This window comes from Enterococcus thailandicus, from assembly GCF_001886265.1.
Lineage (GTDB): Bacteria > Bacillota > Bacilli > Lactobacillales > Enterococcaceae > Enterococcus_B > Enterococcus_B thailandicus.
Genome location: NZ_JXLE01000001.1, coordinates 76,019 through 96,425, shown reverse-complemented (window position 1 = coordinate 96,425; position 20,407 = coordinate 76,019). Strand labels below are relative to the sequence as shown.

General features: G+C 33.0%; 5 protein-coding genes. All 5 read right to left on the bottom strand.

The window, feature by feature from the left end; genetic code table 11:
• Positions 1–14: 14 nt before the first annotated feature.
• Positions 15–674, bottom strand: a complete 660-nt coding sequence (locus tag RV17_RS00375) for a 4'-phosphopantetheinyl transferase family protein (protein ID WP_071868202.1) — start codon at positions 672–674, stop codon at positions 15–17.
• Positions 671–3,100, bottom strand: a complete 2,430-nt coding sequence (locus tag RV17_RS00370; RefSeq protein WP_071868201.1) for a non-ribosomal peptide synthetase — start codon at positions 3,098–3,100, stop codon at positions 671–673. The genes RV17_RS00375 and RV17_RS00370 overlap by 4 nt, the downstream gene beginning before the upstream one ends.
• Before the next feature lie 64 nt (positions 3,101–3,164).
• Entirely contained in the window at positions 3,165–4,076 is a 912-nt protein-coding gene (gene yqeK / locus RV17_RS00365; protein ID WP_071868200.1) for a bis(5'-nucleosyl)-tetraphosphatase (symmetrical) YqeK, read from the bottom strand.
• A 2-nt stretch (positions 4,077–4,078) separates the two neighbouring features.
• On the bottom strand, positions 4,079–4,474 hold the full coding sequence (gene panD, locus RV17_RS00360) for an aspartate 1-decarboxylase (protein WP_071868199.1): 396 nt from the start codon (positions 4,472–4,474) through the stop codon (positions 4,079–4,081).
• Entirely contained in the window at positions 4,475–20,362 is a 15,888-nt protein-coding gene (locus RV17_RS00355) for a non-ribosomal peptide synthetase (protein WP_071868198.1), read from the bottom strand.
• Between the last annotated feature and the right edge of the window lie 45 nt (positions 20,363–20,407).

Below are 20,407 nucleotides of genomic sequence, written 5' to 3'. Positions count from 1 at the left end.
AATCACTTAACTTATCAATTTTTCGAGAAAAATTTAGCGAAATTATCTAAAAATTCACTGATTTCTTTTTCCGTTACTAGTTGAAAGGAGGGTTGGTCAGGACTTACACTTGCGACACAAATACACCCTTTACGAAAAGAATACTGATGAAGATAGACTTCACTACTAACTGCATCTTTTAATTCACCATTAGCGTTGTAGATTAATTCGGTTGATGGTGAAGAGTACCAGTCTTCATTATACAGTTTACTGATTGCCTCTTTAGCAGTCCAGAAAACTACTTTTAGAAAATCATTCTTCATCACTTGTGTCTTTTCGCTTATTGAAAAAACTTCATTGACGATCACATCGTTAATATTTGATTCCATCTCACAATCAATTCCGATGTTTTCATTCGAAATTCCGATGCTAACTAATTTATTTGTATGAGAAATTGAAATATGACAATTCATTTCTTCCAGATAAGGCTTTCCATTAGCCCCTATCTTAATTTCTCCAACTAATTTTTCAGTTGCTAAACAAAGTAATACATAGGCTAAAGCCGAGTTATATTGATCCTCTTTTCTATAAAAATTACCTACATAATCATATCGGCTTCGCGAAGCGCCTCTCACAAACGTCATCACTTCTTCAAATAACAGCGTATCAATCGGAGCAATCAATACTCTTTTCATTTTTCAAAACCTCCTGCAGGTATAAGTTGAAGAAGTTTTTTGATTATCAGAGCAGTCTCTTCCTCAACAAATAAATAATCATGTCTTGAAAATACATCAATTATTCGATTATTACTAAACAACCTACAGATTTGTTGGTTGCTTAACGGACGTTCTTCCACCATACTTCGGACAAAAATAGTTGGTACCGCCAGCGTCTTAGGTTCGTAGTCAATTAAATCTTGAAAAACATCATGATTATTTTTAATCAATCGTTCTGTTGTAATATTTTTCTGATCTCTATTTTTAAAAATATGTGTTTCTTCAAAATATTTTCGATAGTAACCATTTTTTTCTCTTGTTTGTGCCAATTTTACGTCTTCTAGATTTAAATAAAACGGAGAATCTAGAATGATTAGTTCTGTAACTTCCTTATACTTTCTATTTGCCATTAACTGATGGCAAATTTCACTAGCAACTACTCCACCATAACTCCAACCCATTAGTTTAATCTGATCGTTCTCTTTTTCTGGAATAAAATTCTCAATAAGTTCGCTGTAATACTTTGCAATATTTTCAATTCCATCAATTCGTTTTCCTGATGTAAGTAAGTTATGAGGCTCAATAACATAGATAGGAAATTCTGGCGTAATGATTTTTTCAAACAAGGGGCGATAAACATCACTGCCAGTATTTCCTGAATGGACAATGAATAGACCTGGATTTCCCTTCATTTTGGCTGTCCTAGCTACAAAAGTATAAATCGACTGAAAATTGTTTTCTTCTAACAACAACATAGCCATATCACAAAGCTTACTTTGTTTGTGCAGTTCTACAAAATTAACTTTTTGATTTCTATCTTGTAAAATTTTCACACCTAATTCCATTATTTGTAGGGAACTGGCACCTAATTTTTTAAAATCACTATCAAAAGTGATTTTTTCTTCATTAATATTTAAAATTTGCGCCCAAGCTGTCGTTAGATACGCTTCTATCTTTTCTTGCTTTTTACTGATGTGACGCTGATCCACTACTTTCACTTGTTCTGACAGCTCAGCGAAAAGCTGGCTTTCATCCGTTTTTCCATTGCCATTAAGTGGTAGTGATTCTATCTGACTGATTCTGGTAGGGATCATTACATCTGGTAAATAGTGATTTAGTTGTTTCAGAATTAGCTTCTCATTCTCAATTTCTTTGCTACTAATCCAACAGTAAATACGATTTTCTCTGACGGTCACATAACTTTGCTGTAGCTGAGAAATAACACATTGTAGAGCTTCTTCAATTTCTGCTAAATCAATTCTCACACCGTTTATCTTGTATTGTCGATCGCGTCTCCCAAGATATTCAATTTCACCTGATGCTAGTATCCTTGCAAAGTCTCCAGTACGATATCCCCTAATTTTTTGTTGATTATTTGTGTCCTCCACAGTTATAAACGTTTTTGATGTAGCTTCAGGATTAAAGTAATACCCTAGCGCTACTTGTGGACCATAAATAAAAAGCTCACCAACCTCATTTTCAGCAAGAATCTCATTTTGCTCACCAAGTATAAAAGCACTCATTCGGTATACTGGCTCACCAATAGTAATTTTTTTATCGGTATTCTTAATTTCTTTAATTGTTGCAGCCCCGCATTCAGTGTTTCCATAAACATTGAAAATTTTATATGATACCTTACTTAAATCGATATTAGGAAATCTTTGACCTGAAAAAGTTAATATTCTCAAACTAGGAATCTTCATGCACCTAACTATTTGTTCCCCAATCACTGCTGTAGTATTCATAAAGGTAATTGAATGTTTGATTAAATACTCTTCCAATAAATTTAAATCATGGCGAATGAATTCGTTAACTGTATAAAGTGTCGCACCAGAGTAAAGAGTTGAAAAAAGTTCAATATAACTGATTGCAAATGAATAAGGTGTATATGCTGCTACTTTATCTTTCACACTAATTTCAAATTTATTTTTTTCCCATATGACCGTATTCATCACATTTTCTCTAGGAATCTCTACAGCTTTGGGCTTTCCTGTAGAACCAGAAGTAAAATAAATTGCCCACGCATCTGTACGTTTACTTTTTTCTTGTGCAACTTTTTGGAACTGATAATTTCCATCTTTTACAGAAATAATTACTGTCGCTTGAGCCGTCTCAACCATTTGGGTAAGTCTTTCCTTTGGCTGAGTAACATCTTGTGGAATAAAGGTGACAGACAATCTTGTTAGCGCAAGAACCATAATTGGAAAGTAAACACTTCTTGGTATCTGAAGAGCCACACACTGATTATCAAGTTGATATTTTTTTACTAATCTAATCGTCTCATCTATTTTTTCTTTCATTTCAAGATAGGTTAATTCATTTTCATCATCAACTAAAGCTAGTTGATTAGGTATTGTATTTGCATAATCAAAAATTTGTTCTAAAAAATCTTTTGATTCGACCATTGCCTACTCCTCCTGCTCATTCCTCTTCAACAAAATCATTTTGGATATTTGTGTCACTATTTGATTACTCTTTAGCGTTCAATATTGTTTCTAAAATACGAGGATTTTTTACAGCAAATTCATTTTTAGCAAAATAATAATTAATTTGTGCAGCTAGATTAGGTGCGTTGGGATCTAATTGAAGAGCGGAAGCAACTTTTATTTTTTCGTTTTCAAAAATCGTATTGCTTGCATTCATTAAAGCTGCTGCAATAAAAGCTTCATCTGCATCAATATTATTGCTTTTGACTAAGTTTAAAGAATTCTCTGTCCTTTCAAATATTTTTTCATATTCACGAATAATTTCATTTAGAAAATATTTTTTTCTTATTTCTGACGTAATTTCAGTTGTTTTCTCGTTCATTAACAAGTTTTTTTGTAAAGATGGGAAGGTTTGATTTCGAATATAATATCCATAACTTCTTCTCAAAAATGGATGTACCACATATAAATCTGATTCCCATAGCCATTCTAGGAAATACTTGCAGCCTTCATCCAGTGACTGTTCGAGTGCTTTTAGCAATCCATTTAGGTACGGTGGTTCGCCATTTCGATCCCAATGTATTTTGTCAGCAATGAAGACAATTTTTACGAATGAAGAAGCATTATCAATACAAGTCGTATGGTAAAGGATTGCATTTAATATTTCTGTATCTTCGATTTCAAACAAATTTCTGGCAAAAAATTCCCCTTGTTTTGCATGAACAAGCATTGGAATCTTTTTTTCTTCTTCAAAAAGCGGGATGCTATAAAGCTGTGCTACTTCAACTCTATCGCTATCGGGAATGGCTCCCCCTAGATCATGAAGAACACCTGCTACAAATGCACGCTTGGGATCAACATCAAATTTTTTTGCTAACTCATAGGAAACTTTCCCCACGCCAATTGCGTGGAGAAAGTTTTCTGTTACTGGGTTTAAAAAATTTCTTTCTTTCATTTTTATTTTAGCTCCTCTGTTAGTAACCCATACTTTTCGTATCTAACTTTCCGCTGAACTTTATTCGCTTCATCAACCAAAACAACATACGGTTTGTTATCTGTTACCTCACTAATTTTTAACTGACAGTAGCTCATGATAATTATTTTATCTCCCACAGAGACGCATCTAGCTGCTGCCCCATTCAAACAAATCATCCCTGAGTCTCTTGGTCCTGCAATAACATATGTTTCAAACCTTTCACCATTATCAACATCGGCAATCTGTACTTTTTCATATTCAAAAATATGACTTGCTTCCATCAAAGCTTCATCAATCGTGATACTTCCTACATAATCAAGTTCTGCTTCGGTGACCGTTGCTCGGTGAATTTTTCCTTTTAACATTTCAACTAACATTTAATTCTCCTCCTGAAAAATAGCTTTTATTTGAATCATTGGATTTTCAATTATTAAGTGAACGATTCTTTGATAAACAGCTATGAATAATTTTATTTGATCTGGTTGGAACAAATCTTTAGCATAATTGAAATCCAATGTTTGTCCCCAAACAAAGAGTGTTAAATCGCTGAAAGCATCTTTTTGGACTTGTTGATTCATTTCTTTTATGCCTTCAAACAAATTAGAATGACTCAATGCTTCTCCCTTAAATCCTTGAATTCCAAAATATAGCGTATTTCCGCTTAATTGAATCTTGTTTTCCTCTAGCACTTGTTCAAGTGGAACATCCTGATTACTTTGCGCTGAAACAACTTTTTCATTTAGTTTGTTTACAAATGTTATAAACGTATCTGTTTCATTTATCTCGATCTGCAACAATAACTGATTGACAAACAATCCAATCAACTTATCCACTCCAGCAACATTTCGATTGAGCGTAGGGATGGCAATAGCAATTTTTGATTGCTTCGTGATTTTTGCACTCATTAAATAGAAAATACTTAATAAAATGTTATGCATGGTCAAATCATTTTTCTTAATTAACTGTTGAAGTTTTTCGTATTGTTTGTCGTCAATATGGAAATATTCATCTCCGCCAGCCATTTGCTGATTTTTAGAAGTAATCTTGTCAGCTAAATAAACACCTTTAAAGTTCCCTAATTCTTTTTTCCAATACTTCAATTGCTGTTGTTTGCGGTCACTGTTCAAGAAGCTATATTGGCAAGCTGAATAATCCTTGTATTGATAAGGCAATTGTTCTAATTCTTTTTTGTCATAAAATGCTTCAATTTCTTTTAAGAATAGTGAAGTAGACCAGCCATCAAAAGCAATATGATCAATCACACAACAGAATTCATCGTTGGTTATATTTACTTTAATTGGAATTTCCTTGCTCAAATCAAATTCATGATTAAAATATCTTTCAGTATCAATTTCATCTGAAGTAACTACTAGTTTTTGCTCATCTACGACTTGGTAATCTTCATAAATTTTGGTTCTAAGAACTTCATGTCGATCAACTACTGCCACTACGGCTGCTGCTACTCGTGCTGGAACAATGGTTTCTTTTAGTTTAAATCTAATTTTGATGTTTCTATAAGAGTTCTTTGGTGCTCTTTGATATAGTTGCTGAGCATATGCTAATTTTTGTTCTTTGACATCATTAAAGTGTTGCTTAGTTACTTCTAGATGGTCGTTGCTTCGTACTTGATTGTGTTTGTTTTCATCAATAATTTGTGCTATTTTTTCAATCGTTTTATTTTTAAATACTTGACTGATTGTCAGCTTGTATCCCAACTTAGCTTTAACCAAACTAATCAACTTAATTACTTTAATAGAATCACCACCAATACTAAAGAAACTTTCTAGTATTGAAATATTCGTTTTTTCTAATTCAAGAACTTCGCAAACGATATCTAGCATTGTGTCTTCTACTTCATTTCTCGGTGTTATAAATCTTATTTGATTATCATAGGAAATTTTTGGTAAAGCTCGTCGATCTATTTTTCCATTAATTGTTAAAGGAAATTCTTTTACATATTGATAACCAGACGGCATCATATAGTCTGTTAAATACTTCGCAAGGACATCTTCAATGGTTTTACGTTCGATTTCTTGTTCTCCTTGATAATAAACGCCAAGATATTTACTATCTGATTTTCCTAAAGCTAAAGCGAGTACCTGCTTAATCCCAGGAACTTTCAGCATTGCAGCTTCAATCTCACCCAATTCTATACGAAATCCTCTTATCTTCACTTGGAAATCATTACGGCCGATTAATTCATATTCTTGATTCAATAATCTTCGAACGACATCCCCCGTTTTATAGATTCTGGTGTATTCTGGTGAATTAAAAGAATTATAAGGATTTTCGATAAAGCTAGCTTTTGTTAAGCTTTCTTGTCCATAATATCCTGCTGAAAGTTGTGGTCCACCAACATATAATTCTCCAGGTGCTCCATCTGGTAACAACCTCAACTGTTCATCTAAAATATAATGGGCATAATGTGGAAATGGCGTACCTATATTTGAATAGTTGTCTTTTACTTTTTTCATTGAAGTCCATACCGTTCCCTCTGTTGGACCATAGATGTTAATCAAATTGATTGTTTTGAAACGATCAGCAAATGAGGCATTCATTTTTTCGCCACCTACTAAAATAGTTGTTAGCGCACTTTCTAAAATCTTTGCATCATTTTCTTGGAATAAATAACTAATCTTTCCTGGTGTAGATTGTAAAGTTGTTATTCGATTGTTTTTCATAAATATAGGGAAATCTTCTGGCTGTCCCGTAAATAAATGAATTGATTTCCCTCTCAATACTTGTCCAAACACCTCTGTTCCAAAAATATCAAACACAGGTTCAGCAATGCAACCAAATTCAATATCAGTTGTCCCAGTTCTCTCAATTGAAGCAATCATATTAGCCAAATAACAAATGAAATTACGATGTTCAACCATTACACCTTTGGGATTTCCAGTAGTTCCTGAAGTAAAAATAATATAGGCTAAATCTTGTGGCAGAATCCCTACATTAGGATTGCTATCATTTAAAGAGAACTCTTGTTGCATGAATTCTTCAGTAATTGTCAATTTTGCCTTGACTTGCTTTTGAATATAAGCAATTCGTTCACTAGGGTAGGACGTGGCCATTGGCACATAGACAGCTCCTGCTTTTAAAATGCCAAGCATCGCAATTATTATTTTTTCAGACTTAGGCAACAATAACGGAATCTTATCCCCCGCTTTGATACCATATTTTTCAATTAGTGTATGCGCCAAACGATTGGCTTGTTTATTTATTTCATCAAACAAGTAAATGTGTTGATCGAATTCAATTGCTATATTTTTCGGCGTTTCTACAACCTGCTTTTCAAAAATTTCTACAATTGTTTGCTTAGGGTACTCAGCAAAACCAAATGTTGGTACGTTCTTAACATACTTCAGTTGATTTGGTTCATTCATAATTTGTTCAATTAAGTAATGCATCAAATGAAACAGTGCATCAATTGTTCTATCAGCAAATAATTCAGCTGCATATTTTATACGTATATTCAACTCATTTTCTGTCTCATAAGCGACAATTGTCAGAGGATAGTCTAGTTTCTCTACGCCACTTGTTTTCGTAATACGAAGATGATTATCCTCACCACTTCCTTCTGGTACTGGGTAGTTTTCATAAATAAAGAGTGTGTCAAATAGTCGATCACCATTTTGTTGTAGCTCTGAGAGATTGACGTACCCGTTCGTCATTCCTTCATTATTGAGATCCTGAAGTTCATGTAACTGATTGATAATGTTTTCTTCCGAATGCTTCAATTGAATTGGTAAGGTTTGGATGTAAAGACCGACGCTGTTTTCTACATTAGCTATAGGTAAGTTTCTCCCAGCATTAACTACGCCAACTGTCGTCTCTTTCACCCCACCGTAAATACTCAATACTTTATGCCATACATATTGCATAATAATGTTGGTTGTTATTTCATGTTTCTTTAGAAAACCACTTAGCTTTTCATGTTCATTCTTGGACAACTTAAAGATCTTATCCTTGGGATCTTTAATCCGATTAAAGTTTTCAATCTTGGTATCTCTCATCTCATCTTTGAATAGGCCAGAAAGATCTGGGTGTAAAACTTCGTTAAGCTGGATTTTCCAGTATTCTTTATCTTCATTCGTATGTTCTACTAAATAAGCTTGTGATTCAATATAAGCTTTGTCTTTTACTATCCGAACTGGTTGATTATTAACTAAGTCATGATAAATAGCATGAACCGTATTTAACAAGATTGGATTAGACCAACCATCAAGTATTGCATGGTGATTCGTTAGCACGCAGACAAAATGAGTTGAACTCAATTTTATTAGTCTGACTCTAAACAAATTACCTTCTTGTAAGGAAAAAGGAATTTGTCTTTCTCTTTTGACAACCTCTTCAACTGTAACGTTTTCTAGATAGTCAAAATCAACTTGTCCGCGTTTCGCAATGACTTGTAAAATCTCACCGTATTCCGCATTTAATGATAGACGTAGAGTAGGATATTTTTGTTGCGCATAAGCCCAAGCTCTCTGATAATTAACCACATCAATCGCTTGTTCATATTCGAAAATAAATGAACAAACGTAGGCGTCATCATTCGTTAAATTATTTAAACTTTGGTAGACAAAACCTTTTTGTAAAGAATTAGCTAGCAAGACCGTTTCAAGTTCCTGCGTGGCTTGGAGTATATCCAGATTTTTTTGAGTAGTAACTTCTTGAACATCCTCAACGGTCAAGTAAGTACGATTCATTTGCTCTAGGTCAGCTATCAATTTTTTTAGTTCTTTTTCATATTCTGAAGCAAGTTCCGTTAATCCCTCAATAACTCCACTAAACTCTAATGTCAACATCTCTTGATAAATTGCACTATTGATTGTTAGAACTTCAGTAAATGCTACATTCGTGGGATTCCCTAATTCTGCTTGGACAATGGACCAATCATTATCTTTTCCAGTAGCTACTTGTCCTAAATAATTAAACATGATTGACGGAAGTTTTTTTGAATGGATTCCCTTATTTGCAACATAATTTATCCCATAGTCTTTCACTTCTCGTCCAAAGGTTTTTGTTTCAAGTAGATTGGTCGAAATCAATTGCGGATATATTGTGGTAAACCACCCGACTGTTCTTTGAATATTCAAGTTAGGGTCTATTTCTCCACGTCCATGAGATTCTACTTTTACACTGGTGATATCTTTTTGATTTACTTTTTTTAATGTTCTAGCTAAAGCCGTCAATAAAAGATCATTCATATTTGTATTAAAGACTTGATTTACTTTTTGTAGTAATTTTTTCGTTTCATTGGAATTAATAGTTAGCTTTGTACTACGGTACGTATCTCCACATCTATATCTTTCAATAGGTAGGTTATCCGCTTCAAAAGTGAAGTTTTTTTGTTTAATTGAATTGACTGCTTCGCTCCATTGACGATAACTAGTCTGTTTCTTCAATAAGTTCTTTCCTTCATAAAGTTCTTTTAAATCAGATGCAATAATTTGCCAAGATACACTATCAATTATTAAGTGATGACAGATAATAATCAGCATATTTTCTTTTATTGAAAAACGATACAATTTATCATCAAGTTGAAAACTTTCCTGTATTTTATTGAGATCATCCGTGCTATTCACTAATGAAATGTCAACTGTTGAAATTGATGGACCATAAGTCTGAACACCATCTTTGAATGTTAAACGTAAAGCATCATGATAATTAACCAATTTGACAAGGGCATCCTTCAATTTATCCATGGCTACTTCTTCTGGTAATTGAATGGCAAATGCTTGGTTAAAATGAGCTGAATGATATTCTTCAAAGAACCATTCTTGAATAGGGAGCATTTTGACTTTCCCAGTTAATTCCCCTTCTTCAGAACTCATTTGAACTTCACCAAGTTCATCAATCAGTAACGCTATTTCTTTAATTGTTTTCGCATCAAAAATTTGTTTAATTGAGACAGTTTTGTCCATTTTTTGTTTCAGACGATTGCTCAATTGGATTGCTTTGATTGAGTCTCCGCCCAAATTAAAAAAGTTATCTAATATGCTAATTTTTGCTTGCTCATGTCCCAACAATTCAGAGAAGATTGACCGTATTTCTAACTCAGTCTCATTTCTAGGTTCTAGAAATTCTTCAAGGATCAATTCAGAAGTTGGTAAAGAACTACGATCTAGTTTTCCGTTGATTGTTAATGGAAAATGTTCCATATACATATAGATTTTAGGAACCATATAATCAGGGAGTTTTGTTTTTAACATCTCTCTCAAATAATCTGGTGAGAATTTTTCTGAACTCAAATAATAAGCAATAAGTTGCTCATCTTTGTTTACCACGATTGCTTGCTGAATACCATTTATTTCTGCTAGTTGTTTCTCTATTTCACCAAGTTCAATTCTCAACCCGTGAATTTTTACCTGAAAATCATTTCGACCTAAATAATCGATTTCTCCTTGATTATTGACTCGGACAAGATCACCTGTGAGATAAATCCTTCCAACTTTTGGATGGTTGAAGAACTTTTCGTTCGTTAGTTCTGCTTGATTTAAATAACCTCGTGCTAATTGAACACCACCAATAGCTAACTCACCAATTGCGCCTGCTGGCAATAGCTGGTTATTTGTTCCCAGCACATAGCAATTCGTATTAGCTACAGGTTTTCCTATAAGAATTTTATTGATATTGACAGGATTACAATCATAGGCTGTGACGTCAATACTTGCTTCTGTCGGACCATACAAGTTGTATAAATTTGCGTTGGGAATCATTTTTTTAAATCGTTGAACACTTGCTAAACTTAGTGCCTCACCAGAGCAAAAAACATATTTTAGCGAAGACATATCCACTTGATTAGCCACAATATTATAGGTTTCTAAGGTATCTAAGAATACATCCAACATACTAGGAACGAAATGCATAACAGTAATCTGTTTCTTTTTAATTTCACTTGCAAGGTATAATGGATCCTTATGCCCATTTTCCTTTGCAAAAACGATTCTTGCTCCCGTCAAAACTGCCCAGATTTGTTCCCACACGGATACATCAAAAACATAATTCGTCTTTTGATAAACCTTATCTTCTTTGCCTATTGGGTACACTTCGTTCATCCATTGAATACGATTGCTCAATCCTGCATGTTCAATCATCACGCCTTTAGGTTTACCTGTGGTTCCTGAAGTGAAAATGATATAAGCTAACTCATTGAGAGTTGGTCTCATTTTTATCGAAGATTGACTTCCAGTTAAAAATCCCTCAAAGGATTGTGTTACCACTAACGTACAATTTAATTGATTAAGAATATATTCTTTTCTTTCTTCAGGAAATTCGGGAGAAATTGGGACATAAGCACAACCTGCCTTTAGTACTCCCCAAATAGCAATTGCCATTTTTTCATTCCGTTCTAGAATGAGTGGCACCTTATCCCCTCTCTTGACACCATTACTCAATAAATAGTTAGCAAATTGATTAGTCAATAAATCAAACTCTGCGTAAGTTATTCTTTTCTCTTGGTATTCAATCGCAATTGCTTTTGGTGTTCTGATAACTTGTTCAGCCAAAAGATCAACAACTGTCTTTTGAGGATATTCTTTTTTTACTCCTAGTGACATTTTTTCCGGCAAGTAAAGATTAGCTATCTTTGTTGAATCATTTTCGATTACTTGTCTAATCAATGCTGTATAGCTATCAAGCATTGATTGAATTGTGTCCTCACTATAGATATCCGTACAATAGTTAAAGTTGATAAAACCATTCTCTACCAATACAGATAAGTCATATTTTGCAGTTTTTAAACTTAATTCCTCATTACAGTTTATAAACACATCATTCTTTATCAAATTGGTTGGAGCAAAATCTTGAACACTAAATAGAACTTGAAAAATTGGATTTCTTGAAGTGTCCTGTGGAACATTCAACATCTTGACAATTTGTTCAAATGGAATGTCTTGATTATTTTGAATCTCTAGCACGGCTTCATTATTTTGGATAAATAATTCACCTAGGCTCAAGTTATTTGTAATTTTGGTCCTAATAGGTAATGTATTGATAAAAAATCCAATTAAATCTTCAGTACCCGCGACATGACGATTGGCAAACGGTGTTCCTACAACTACTTCTTGTTGATAGCTGTATTGTGAGAGTACAATATCCAGTAAAGTTAACATAATCGTATAAAGACTTGTCCCATGTTTTTTAGCTAAGTCTTCCAAAGAATTTTGCCATTCTTTCTTGAATACACTTCTGACATCCGCTCCAACATACGAAAATTCTTTTGGCCGTTTAAAATCTGCTGGCAGATTTAACGGTTGATAAGCTGCCAAATATTCTTTCCAGTATTCTTTCTGCTTATCTAGTTGTCTATCAGTTAAAAATTCTCTTTGCCAATAAGCATAGTCCTTATATTGATTTTGTAATGGTGGTAATTCATTGTCATGATACAAATCATTTAATTCTTTTAGTAAGATCTCCGTTGACCATCCATCAAAAGCAATATGATGGATACTAATCATTAATTGATTCTTATAAATATTGACTTTGATTGGAATTTCTTTTTCTAAATTAAATCGTTGCTCTACAAATTCTTCTGCAGTTATTTCTTGGTGTGAAATTTTAAGTTTTTCTGATTGAATGACTTGATAACCATCGACAATCAACGTTCGCAACACTTCATGTCTATCAACTATTTGGATTAGGGCTTCTTCTATTTTCTTCCTAACTGTGTTTGTTCTTAAAGTTAAAATAATTGGAACATTATAAGCACTACTATCATCTTCAAACTGATCAATAAACCACAATCTCTCTTGCGCAAATGATAACTCAATTTTTTCTTTCCTTTTTACTTGATAGTTCTGTAGTTGTTTTTGTCTTGGTTTCATTTTTGCCATGGAAAAAATTGTTTTTGCTTGCATGATTTGTTTCACTTGTAGATTTATTTTGTTAGATAGTTTTAACGCTAAAATAGAATTACCACCTAGTTTATAAAAATCATCCATGATAGAAACTTTTTCTATATTCAGTAACTCACAAACAGCATTGGCTATTTCTCTTTCTCTTTTAGTTTGTGGGGATACAAATTTTTGCTGATCAAAAATAGGCTCAGGTAATTGCTTTCTATCTACTTTTCCATTGATCGTTAATGGAATCGTTTCTAATTTTATATATTTATTTGGTACCATATAAGCCGGTAAAACATTTTCTAAAGAAGAATGAAATTCACCCGTGTAATAAACGATAATATTGGCGCCTTTAACTACAGCCACACATTGTTTAACAGATGCTATTTCTAGCATACGAGATTCTATCTCTTTTAATTCAATTCGGTAACCTCGTATTTTAACTTGAAAGTCATTTCGGCCAATGTATAATAACTCTCCGGTTGGTAACTGTTTAACTAAATCCCCTGTTTTATATAGTCTTCCTTTTTCTGGGTGTGAAATAAAAGCTTGTTTTGTTTTTTCATCGTCTTTAAAATAGCCTCTAGCTAAACCAATTCCTCCAATATATAATTCGCCTATTGCGTTATATGGAAGTTGTCTTAATCCTTCATCAAGTACCCACGCAGTAACATTTTTTAAAGGTTTCCCAATGTTTCTAGTATCCATACCTGGCTCATAAAATTTTGTAGTTGCACAAATAGTTGTTTCAGTTGGACCATACGCATTTGCTATGGTTGTACCTTTTTTATTATAAGCTTCATAAATTTCTTTTGGTGTCGTTTCTCCAGCAACAATCAATGTTTTTAGATTTAATAAATCATCTCCATTCAAAATTGCTGGTGGTAATGTAGCTAAATCAATTCCATTTGTAACTATAAATTGTTTCAAATTTTGATAGTCAATTCTAGTGTCCTGATCCAATAAATAAGTCGTAGCTCCTGCTAATAACGTGTAAAATAATTCAAAAACAGATGCATCAAACACAAAGTCTGCAAAATGAATCGCTTTTGTTTCTTTAGTTATTTTGTATAGTTCAATTTGATTGTAAATTGTGTTGATGACATTTTGATGTTCAATCATTACACCTTTGGGAAGCCCAGTTGTGCCCGAAGTAAATATCAAATAAGCAAGATTACTATTTTCTAATTGAACATCTGGGTTTTCTACTTTGTGTGAAGAAACCCTAAACTCTTCTGTAATCACAAATGGTGCATTTGTTTTTTTAATAATGTAATTGATCCGTTCCTGAGGATACTCTGTGCTTAGCGGCACGTAACAAGCTCCAGCTTTTAAAATCCCTAGTATTGCAACTACATATTTTTCCGATCGATCCATGAGTATTGGTATACAAGTTTCTGGGTTTATTCCATACTGGTCAATTAACGTATGAGCAAATTTATTTGCTTCCTCGTTCAGTTCGGCATAGGTTAATCGTTTCTTCTTGTATACAATTGCTAGGCCATTTGAATTTGTTTCAGCTTGTTTTTCAAATAACTGGTGAATCAGCTTATGTGGATATTCTTTTTCTATTTTTTTCACACTATTTTCCGTTAACGTAAGTTCAGCAATTAATTGGCCTGGCTCATCAACGATTTCTTGTAGAATTCGTTCATACGTTTTGGCAATATCTGCAATTGTTTCCTGTCTAAATAAACTTGTAGCGTACGTAAAATCGATTGCGTTTTCTCTATGCATCATTGAAAAATCAAATTTAGTACTATCCAAATCTAACGCTTCATTGATTTCAAGATACACATCTTTATAGGACAATACGTCAGAGACATCTTGGAAACCGAACATAATTTGAAAAATTGGATTTTTTGATAAATCTGTTGAAATATTCAACTCATTTACTATATTTTCAAATGGTAGATCTTGATATTTTTGTGCATTAATTACTTGTTCACTATTCAAACGAATGAATTCATTAATTGTCAATTCAGGGGCTACATTTGCGCTCAAAGCTAGCGTGTTAACAAAAAAACCAATCAACTCTTCCGTACCTTTTATATGGCGGTTGGCAATTGGTGTACCAACAACTACATTTTTTTGATTGCTATATGTTGAGAGTAAGATCATAAATGCACTTAAAGTTACAGAAAATAAACTTGTTTTTTCCGTTTGAGCAAGTTCTTTTAATTTAGTAATTAGTGCTTCGTCTAGCTCATACGTGTATTCTTTCCCTTTATAGTCAAATTCTCTAGGCCGAGCAAAATCAGTAGGAAAATCTAATTCTTCATAATCAGCTAACTGATCGATCCAATAAGCTTTTTGTTCTTTTAATGTTTCATTCGTTTGCACTTTCCGTTGCCAAGTTGCAAAATCTTTATATTGTAAGTCCATATCTGGTAATTTTTCGCCATGATATAACTTAGCTATCTCACCTAATAATAGATTAGTAGACCAGCCATCAAAAGCGATATGATGAATATTAAAAGTTAGAACATGTTGATAGATATTCACTCTTATTGGTATTTCTCTATCTAACTCAAATTCATACGAAAAATAGTCGCTATTTTTAATTGGTTGATGCGCAATTTCGACTTGTGTGTTAAGTACTTTTTGATGAAAATCAACAATAACTGTTCTCAAAATTTCATGTCGTTGAACTACTTCCTGAATAGCTTTTTCTAATTTTTTCAAATCTACCTTTGGATTTAAAACAATAACTATCGGCACATTATAAGCTTGCGTGCCTTCTTCTAATTGATCAATATAAAAAAGTCGTTCCTGCGCATAAGATAACAGTTGGACTTCTTCATTAGGAAAATTCTGTTTCTCAATTTTTAGGCTTTTAGCTGTAACTCTCGAAAGGTTACGAATCGTCTTCTGTTCAAAAATTTCTTTCACAGGTAAATCAATTAGGTTCGCTAATGAAATAGCTGCAATCGAATTCCCGCCCATTCTAAAAAAGTCAGTACATACGGAAGCTCTTGGTATCTCTAATACTTCACAAAACGCTTGAGCAATCTCGGCTTCTCTGGCTGTCTTAGGTTCAATATATTCTTCTTCATACTTTGGAACTGGTAGTTTACTACTATCTATTTTTCCATTAATTGTTAAAGGTATGTCAGAAATTCGAATATAAGCTGCCGGTACCATATAATCTGGAAGCGTTTCACTAACTTTTCTTCTCAACAACATTGCGTCCAATACTTCATCAGCAGTATAGTAAGCAATCAAATTATCTTTGCTTACTACTATTGCAACTTGTTTGATTTTTTTTACTTCTTTTAGATGCTTTTCAATTTCTGGCAACTCAATTCTGAATCCTCTAATCTTGATTTGTTGGTCTTTTCTACCATAGTATTGATATGACCCATCTTCCAATTGACGAACAAGGTCTCCAGTGTTATATAAAATTCCTGTTCCAAAAGGATTCATAATATATCGCTGATTCGTTTCATCTAATTGATTAATGTAGCCTCTAGTTACCTGATTTCCCCCTATATAGAGATTACCTACAGCACCAGCTGGAAGTAGTTTTTGATTATCATCTAATACATAAGGTTTTACCCCGCCTATCGGCTTACCAATAGAAAGGTCCTTTGTATCATTATTTACAAAACTCAAAACAGTCGTTTCCGTTGGTCCATAACAATTATTTATTTGTATGCCTGTTTTGGCATACTTTTCAATCACTTCTAAGGTAATGGACTCACCACCACAATGAATAACTTTCATACTTGGAACTAAATTAAGATCAATCTTGCCAGCTAACGATGGTGTCATACCGATTGCCTCTACATGATAATGATTCAAGGTTTTAATAAAGCGATCAATATCATAAATTAGATTCGTATCAAGCATCACGACACTTTCACCCATTGTAAATGGACGTATCAAATCATGAATAGATGCATCAAACACATATTCAAAGAAAGCCCCATTAATCATTCCTGATTTCATTCCTGAATGTTCCATTTTTGGAACTTCTACCACAAAATTACTTAGGTTTCCATGTTCGACCATTACTCCTTTAGGCTTTCCTGTAGTTCCAGAGGTAAAAATAATATAAGCTAAATCATTTGCATTTATACGTTGATTTGGACGAGCTGTGTTATTAGGAAAGTCTTGATGCATAAATTGATCATCAATAATGAAGCTTGATTTACAGGTTTCAATAATGTAATCAATCCGCTCTTGTGGATATTTTGGACTAATTGGAACATAAGCAGCTCCTGTTTTTAAAACAGCTAAAATAGCAATAATCATTTTTTCAGATCGTTGAAGCAATAAAGGAATTTTTTGCTCCGAACCAACTTGATACTCACTGAGCAAGTAGTTCGCTACTCGGTTCACTTCATTATCTAATTCTAGATAGGTCAATGATTTGTTCTCAAACCGCAGTCCAATACTATCTGGATGGATATCGACTTGTTCTTCTATCAAATGAATGACATTTGGTTTAGGCGAAACCTGGGTATGTTGAATTAGTTTTTCTTGCTCTTCTTTGGAAACAAGAGTCACATCTTTTAATCGTTTATTTTCAGAATGTAAGTACGATTCTAATAATCTGAAAAATTGATTACCTAATCTAGCAATCGTAGATTTCTTGAAAAGAGAAGTATCGTAATTCAAGTATAAAGACATTGCCGATCCATAATCTTCTACTTCAAAAGTTAAATGAAATTTAGGCGCTGAAGTTTTGTATGGATTTCTTTTGGCTTCACCAGAAAAATATTCTTGAGAATCTCTTTGCTGGTAAACGTACATACAGTCAAAAAATGGATTTCTCCCATCAGTTGCTACATTTAAATCTTTCGCAATTTCTTCAAATTGATAATTTTGATTCGAAACTGCAGACAAAATATTTTCATTCATCTTTTGTAAAAATTCAACTGTACTTTGATTCTGATCAATACTTACTCTAATTGGTAACGTATTAACAAACATTCCTAACATATCTTCTGTTTTCTCATGCACTCTGCCATTAGCAACTGTGCCTAGAATAAAGTCTTTTGAATAATATATTTTAGATAGTAAGAAGCAAATAGTCGTAAATAAAACAACATATTCACTTACTTTATTTTTTTTCGAGAATGCTCTCAATTCACTCAATAATTTTTCATCAAATGTAAATATTTCTGTTTGTCCAATTGATAAGAGATTCTTCTGGTATTGATAATCAGTTGCCAACTCTAATCTTTGATATCCTTCTAAATAGTTTCTCCACCATTCAGCTTCGTTGACTACATCTTGTTGATTAAACCAATTACTGTAATCTTTATAATGATATGCAGGCATTGATAGGCTTTCATTTTCATAAGCTTCTGATAATTCTTTATAAAAAATTTCTTCACTGGTTCCATCTGTAATAATATGATGCTTATCTATAAATAAAGAATCATTGTTATCTCCTCTTAACAAGCGAACACGCATCGTATGTCCTTCTTCTAAGTTGAAAGGTATAACCAATGACTCGAAATCCGAGACAAAAGGAATAATCTTAAAATCAAGTATCCCTTCTTGCATAATTTCTTGGATATACTTTCCATCTTTTGTAAGAAATCGAGTTCTTAGTGTTTCATGCTTATCCATTAATAAAGATAGCGCTTTCTTTAATTTGTTAATGTTTACATATCCATTAAAATCTAAAATTGTTTGTTCATTATACTTCGTTTGTTTTTTATTTAGTTGATAGAAAACAAACATCCTTCTTTGAGCTGGGCTCATGAATGTTTCTGTAGTATTAATTTGTACTAGTGGGATTTCTTTCACTGAATTTTGAGCAGCAATAGTAGCCGCTAACTCTTGAATACTATCCGTACTTAAAATTAATTTTGTAGATATTTTTTTATTTGTTTGATTCATTAGTTGATTAGACAACTTGATTGCTTGCAATGAAGTACCACCAAGCTCAAAAAAGTTATCTAATACACTGACTTTTTCAACTTTTAATAATTTTTCAATTAAGCTAACTAAGATTTTTTCATGCTGATTTATTGGCGCTACAAAATTTTTTCTGGCAATAGTTACTTCCGGTAATTTTTTCCTATCTAGTTTTCCATTATCATTTAAAGGTAGCTTTTGAAGCCAGACATAAGCATGAGGTTGCATATATTCAGGTACACCCATATTAACGACTTTTTTTATTTGTTGTTCATCAATTCGTTCATCACTTACATAATAGGCAAGAATAAATTGGTTTTTATAACCTACTACTACCGAATTACTGATTCCTTCTACTTTATTGATTTGAGCTTCGATTTCCCCCGGTTCAGTTCTAATTCCATTAATATTTAATTGAAAATCATTTCTCCCCACAAATTCATATTCATGGTTAGTCAATTTTTTCACTAAATCACCAGTTTTACACAATCTTCCTTCACCAAACGGATTCACTACAAAATGCTTTTTCGTTTCTTCATCTAAATTTAAATATTCTTTGGCTAATTGATCACCTGCAACACAAATTTCACCAATTTCGCCAACTTCTACTTCGTTAAACGACTCATCTAATACATAAGTAGTCATATTCGTTAACGTAGCGCCAATATTATTGATGTCTTTTAGCGAATCAATAACCTTAGCAGTCACAGAATGAAATTCTGATTGCCCGTATACATTAATAAGCTTCACTTTATTTATTTTCGCGTTTTTGACAAGACTGGGTGGTAGTTTTTCGCCTGCCACGGCTACAGCTTTTAGTTGAGATAATTTTGAAAAGTCTAAGCTATCTGCGAGTGATGGTGTACTTTGAAAATAATTAATTCTTTTTTTCTCAATATATTGTGAAAATGTATCGATATCTTCCAAACAGTTTGGCTCAGAGATAACCAGTTTATGTCCATTGAACAATGCTGTATAAATCTGAGTTGTTGCAACTGAAAAAACATAGTTAACCAAAAAGAGCATATTAAGTGGTGCAGCAGTTTTGATAGCTAAAAACTCAGCATACGCCTTGATATGATTTAAAACACTCTTATGCGTGTGAACTACTCCTTTTGGATTTCCTGTAGTTCCTGAAGTATAAACCAAATACGCTTTTTCATTTTCATTGACTAGAATATCCAGATTAGTTGAATTTTGTTCAAATTTTTGATTCATAAATTCATCATCAATCAGCAGTTTGGCCTTCGTTTGTTTTCGTACAAAATCAATTCTAGCTTCTGGATACTGTTTAGATAGTGCTGTGTATGCTGCACCCGCTTTCAAAACTGCTAACATTGCGACAATAATATTCTCATTTCTTTCCAACAATAAAGGAATAATGTCGCCAACTTTGATCTTTTTTTCTGTCACTAAGTAATGAGCTACAATATTTGCTTTCTCATTTAACTCTTTGTAGCTCATTGATTCATTCTTAAATTCAACAGCTATTGCATTCGGACTTTTCACAACTTGTTTTTCAAACATTTTAACTAAACTATCGGTCATAATAACGCTACCTCCCTAAAAAAAATAGTCTGAAGCTCAAAATGA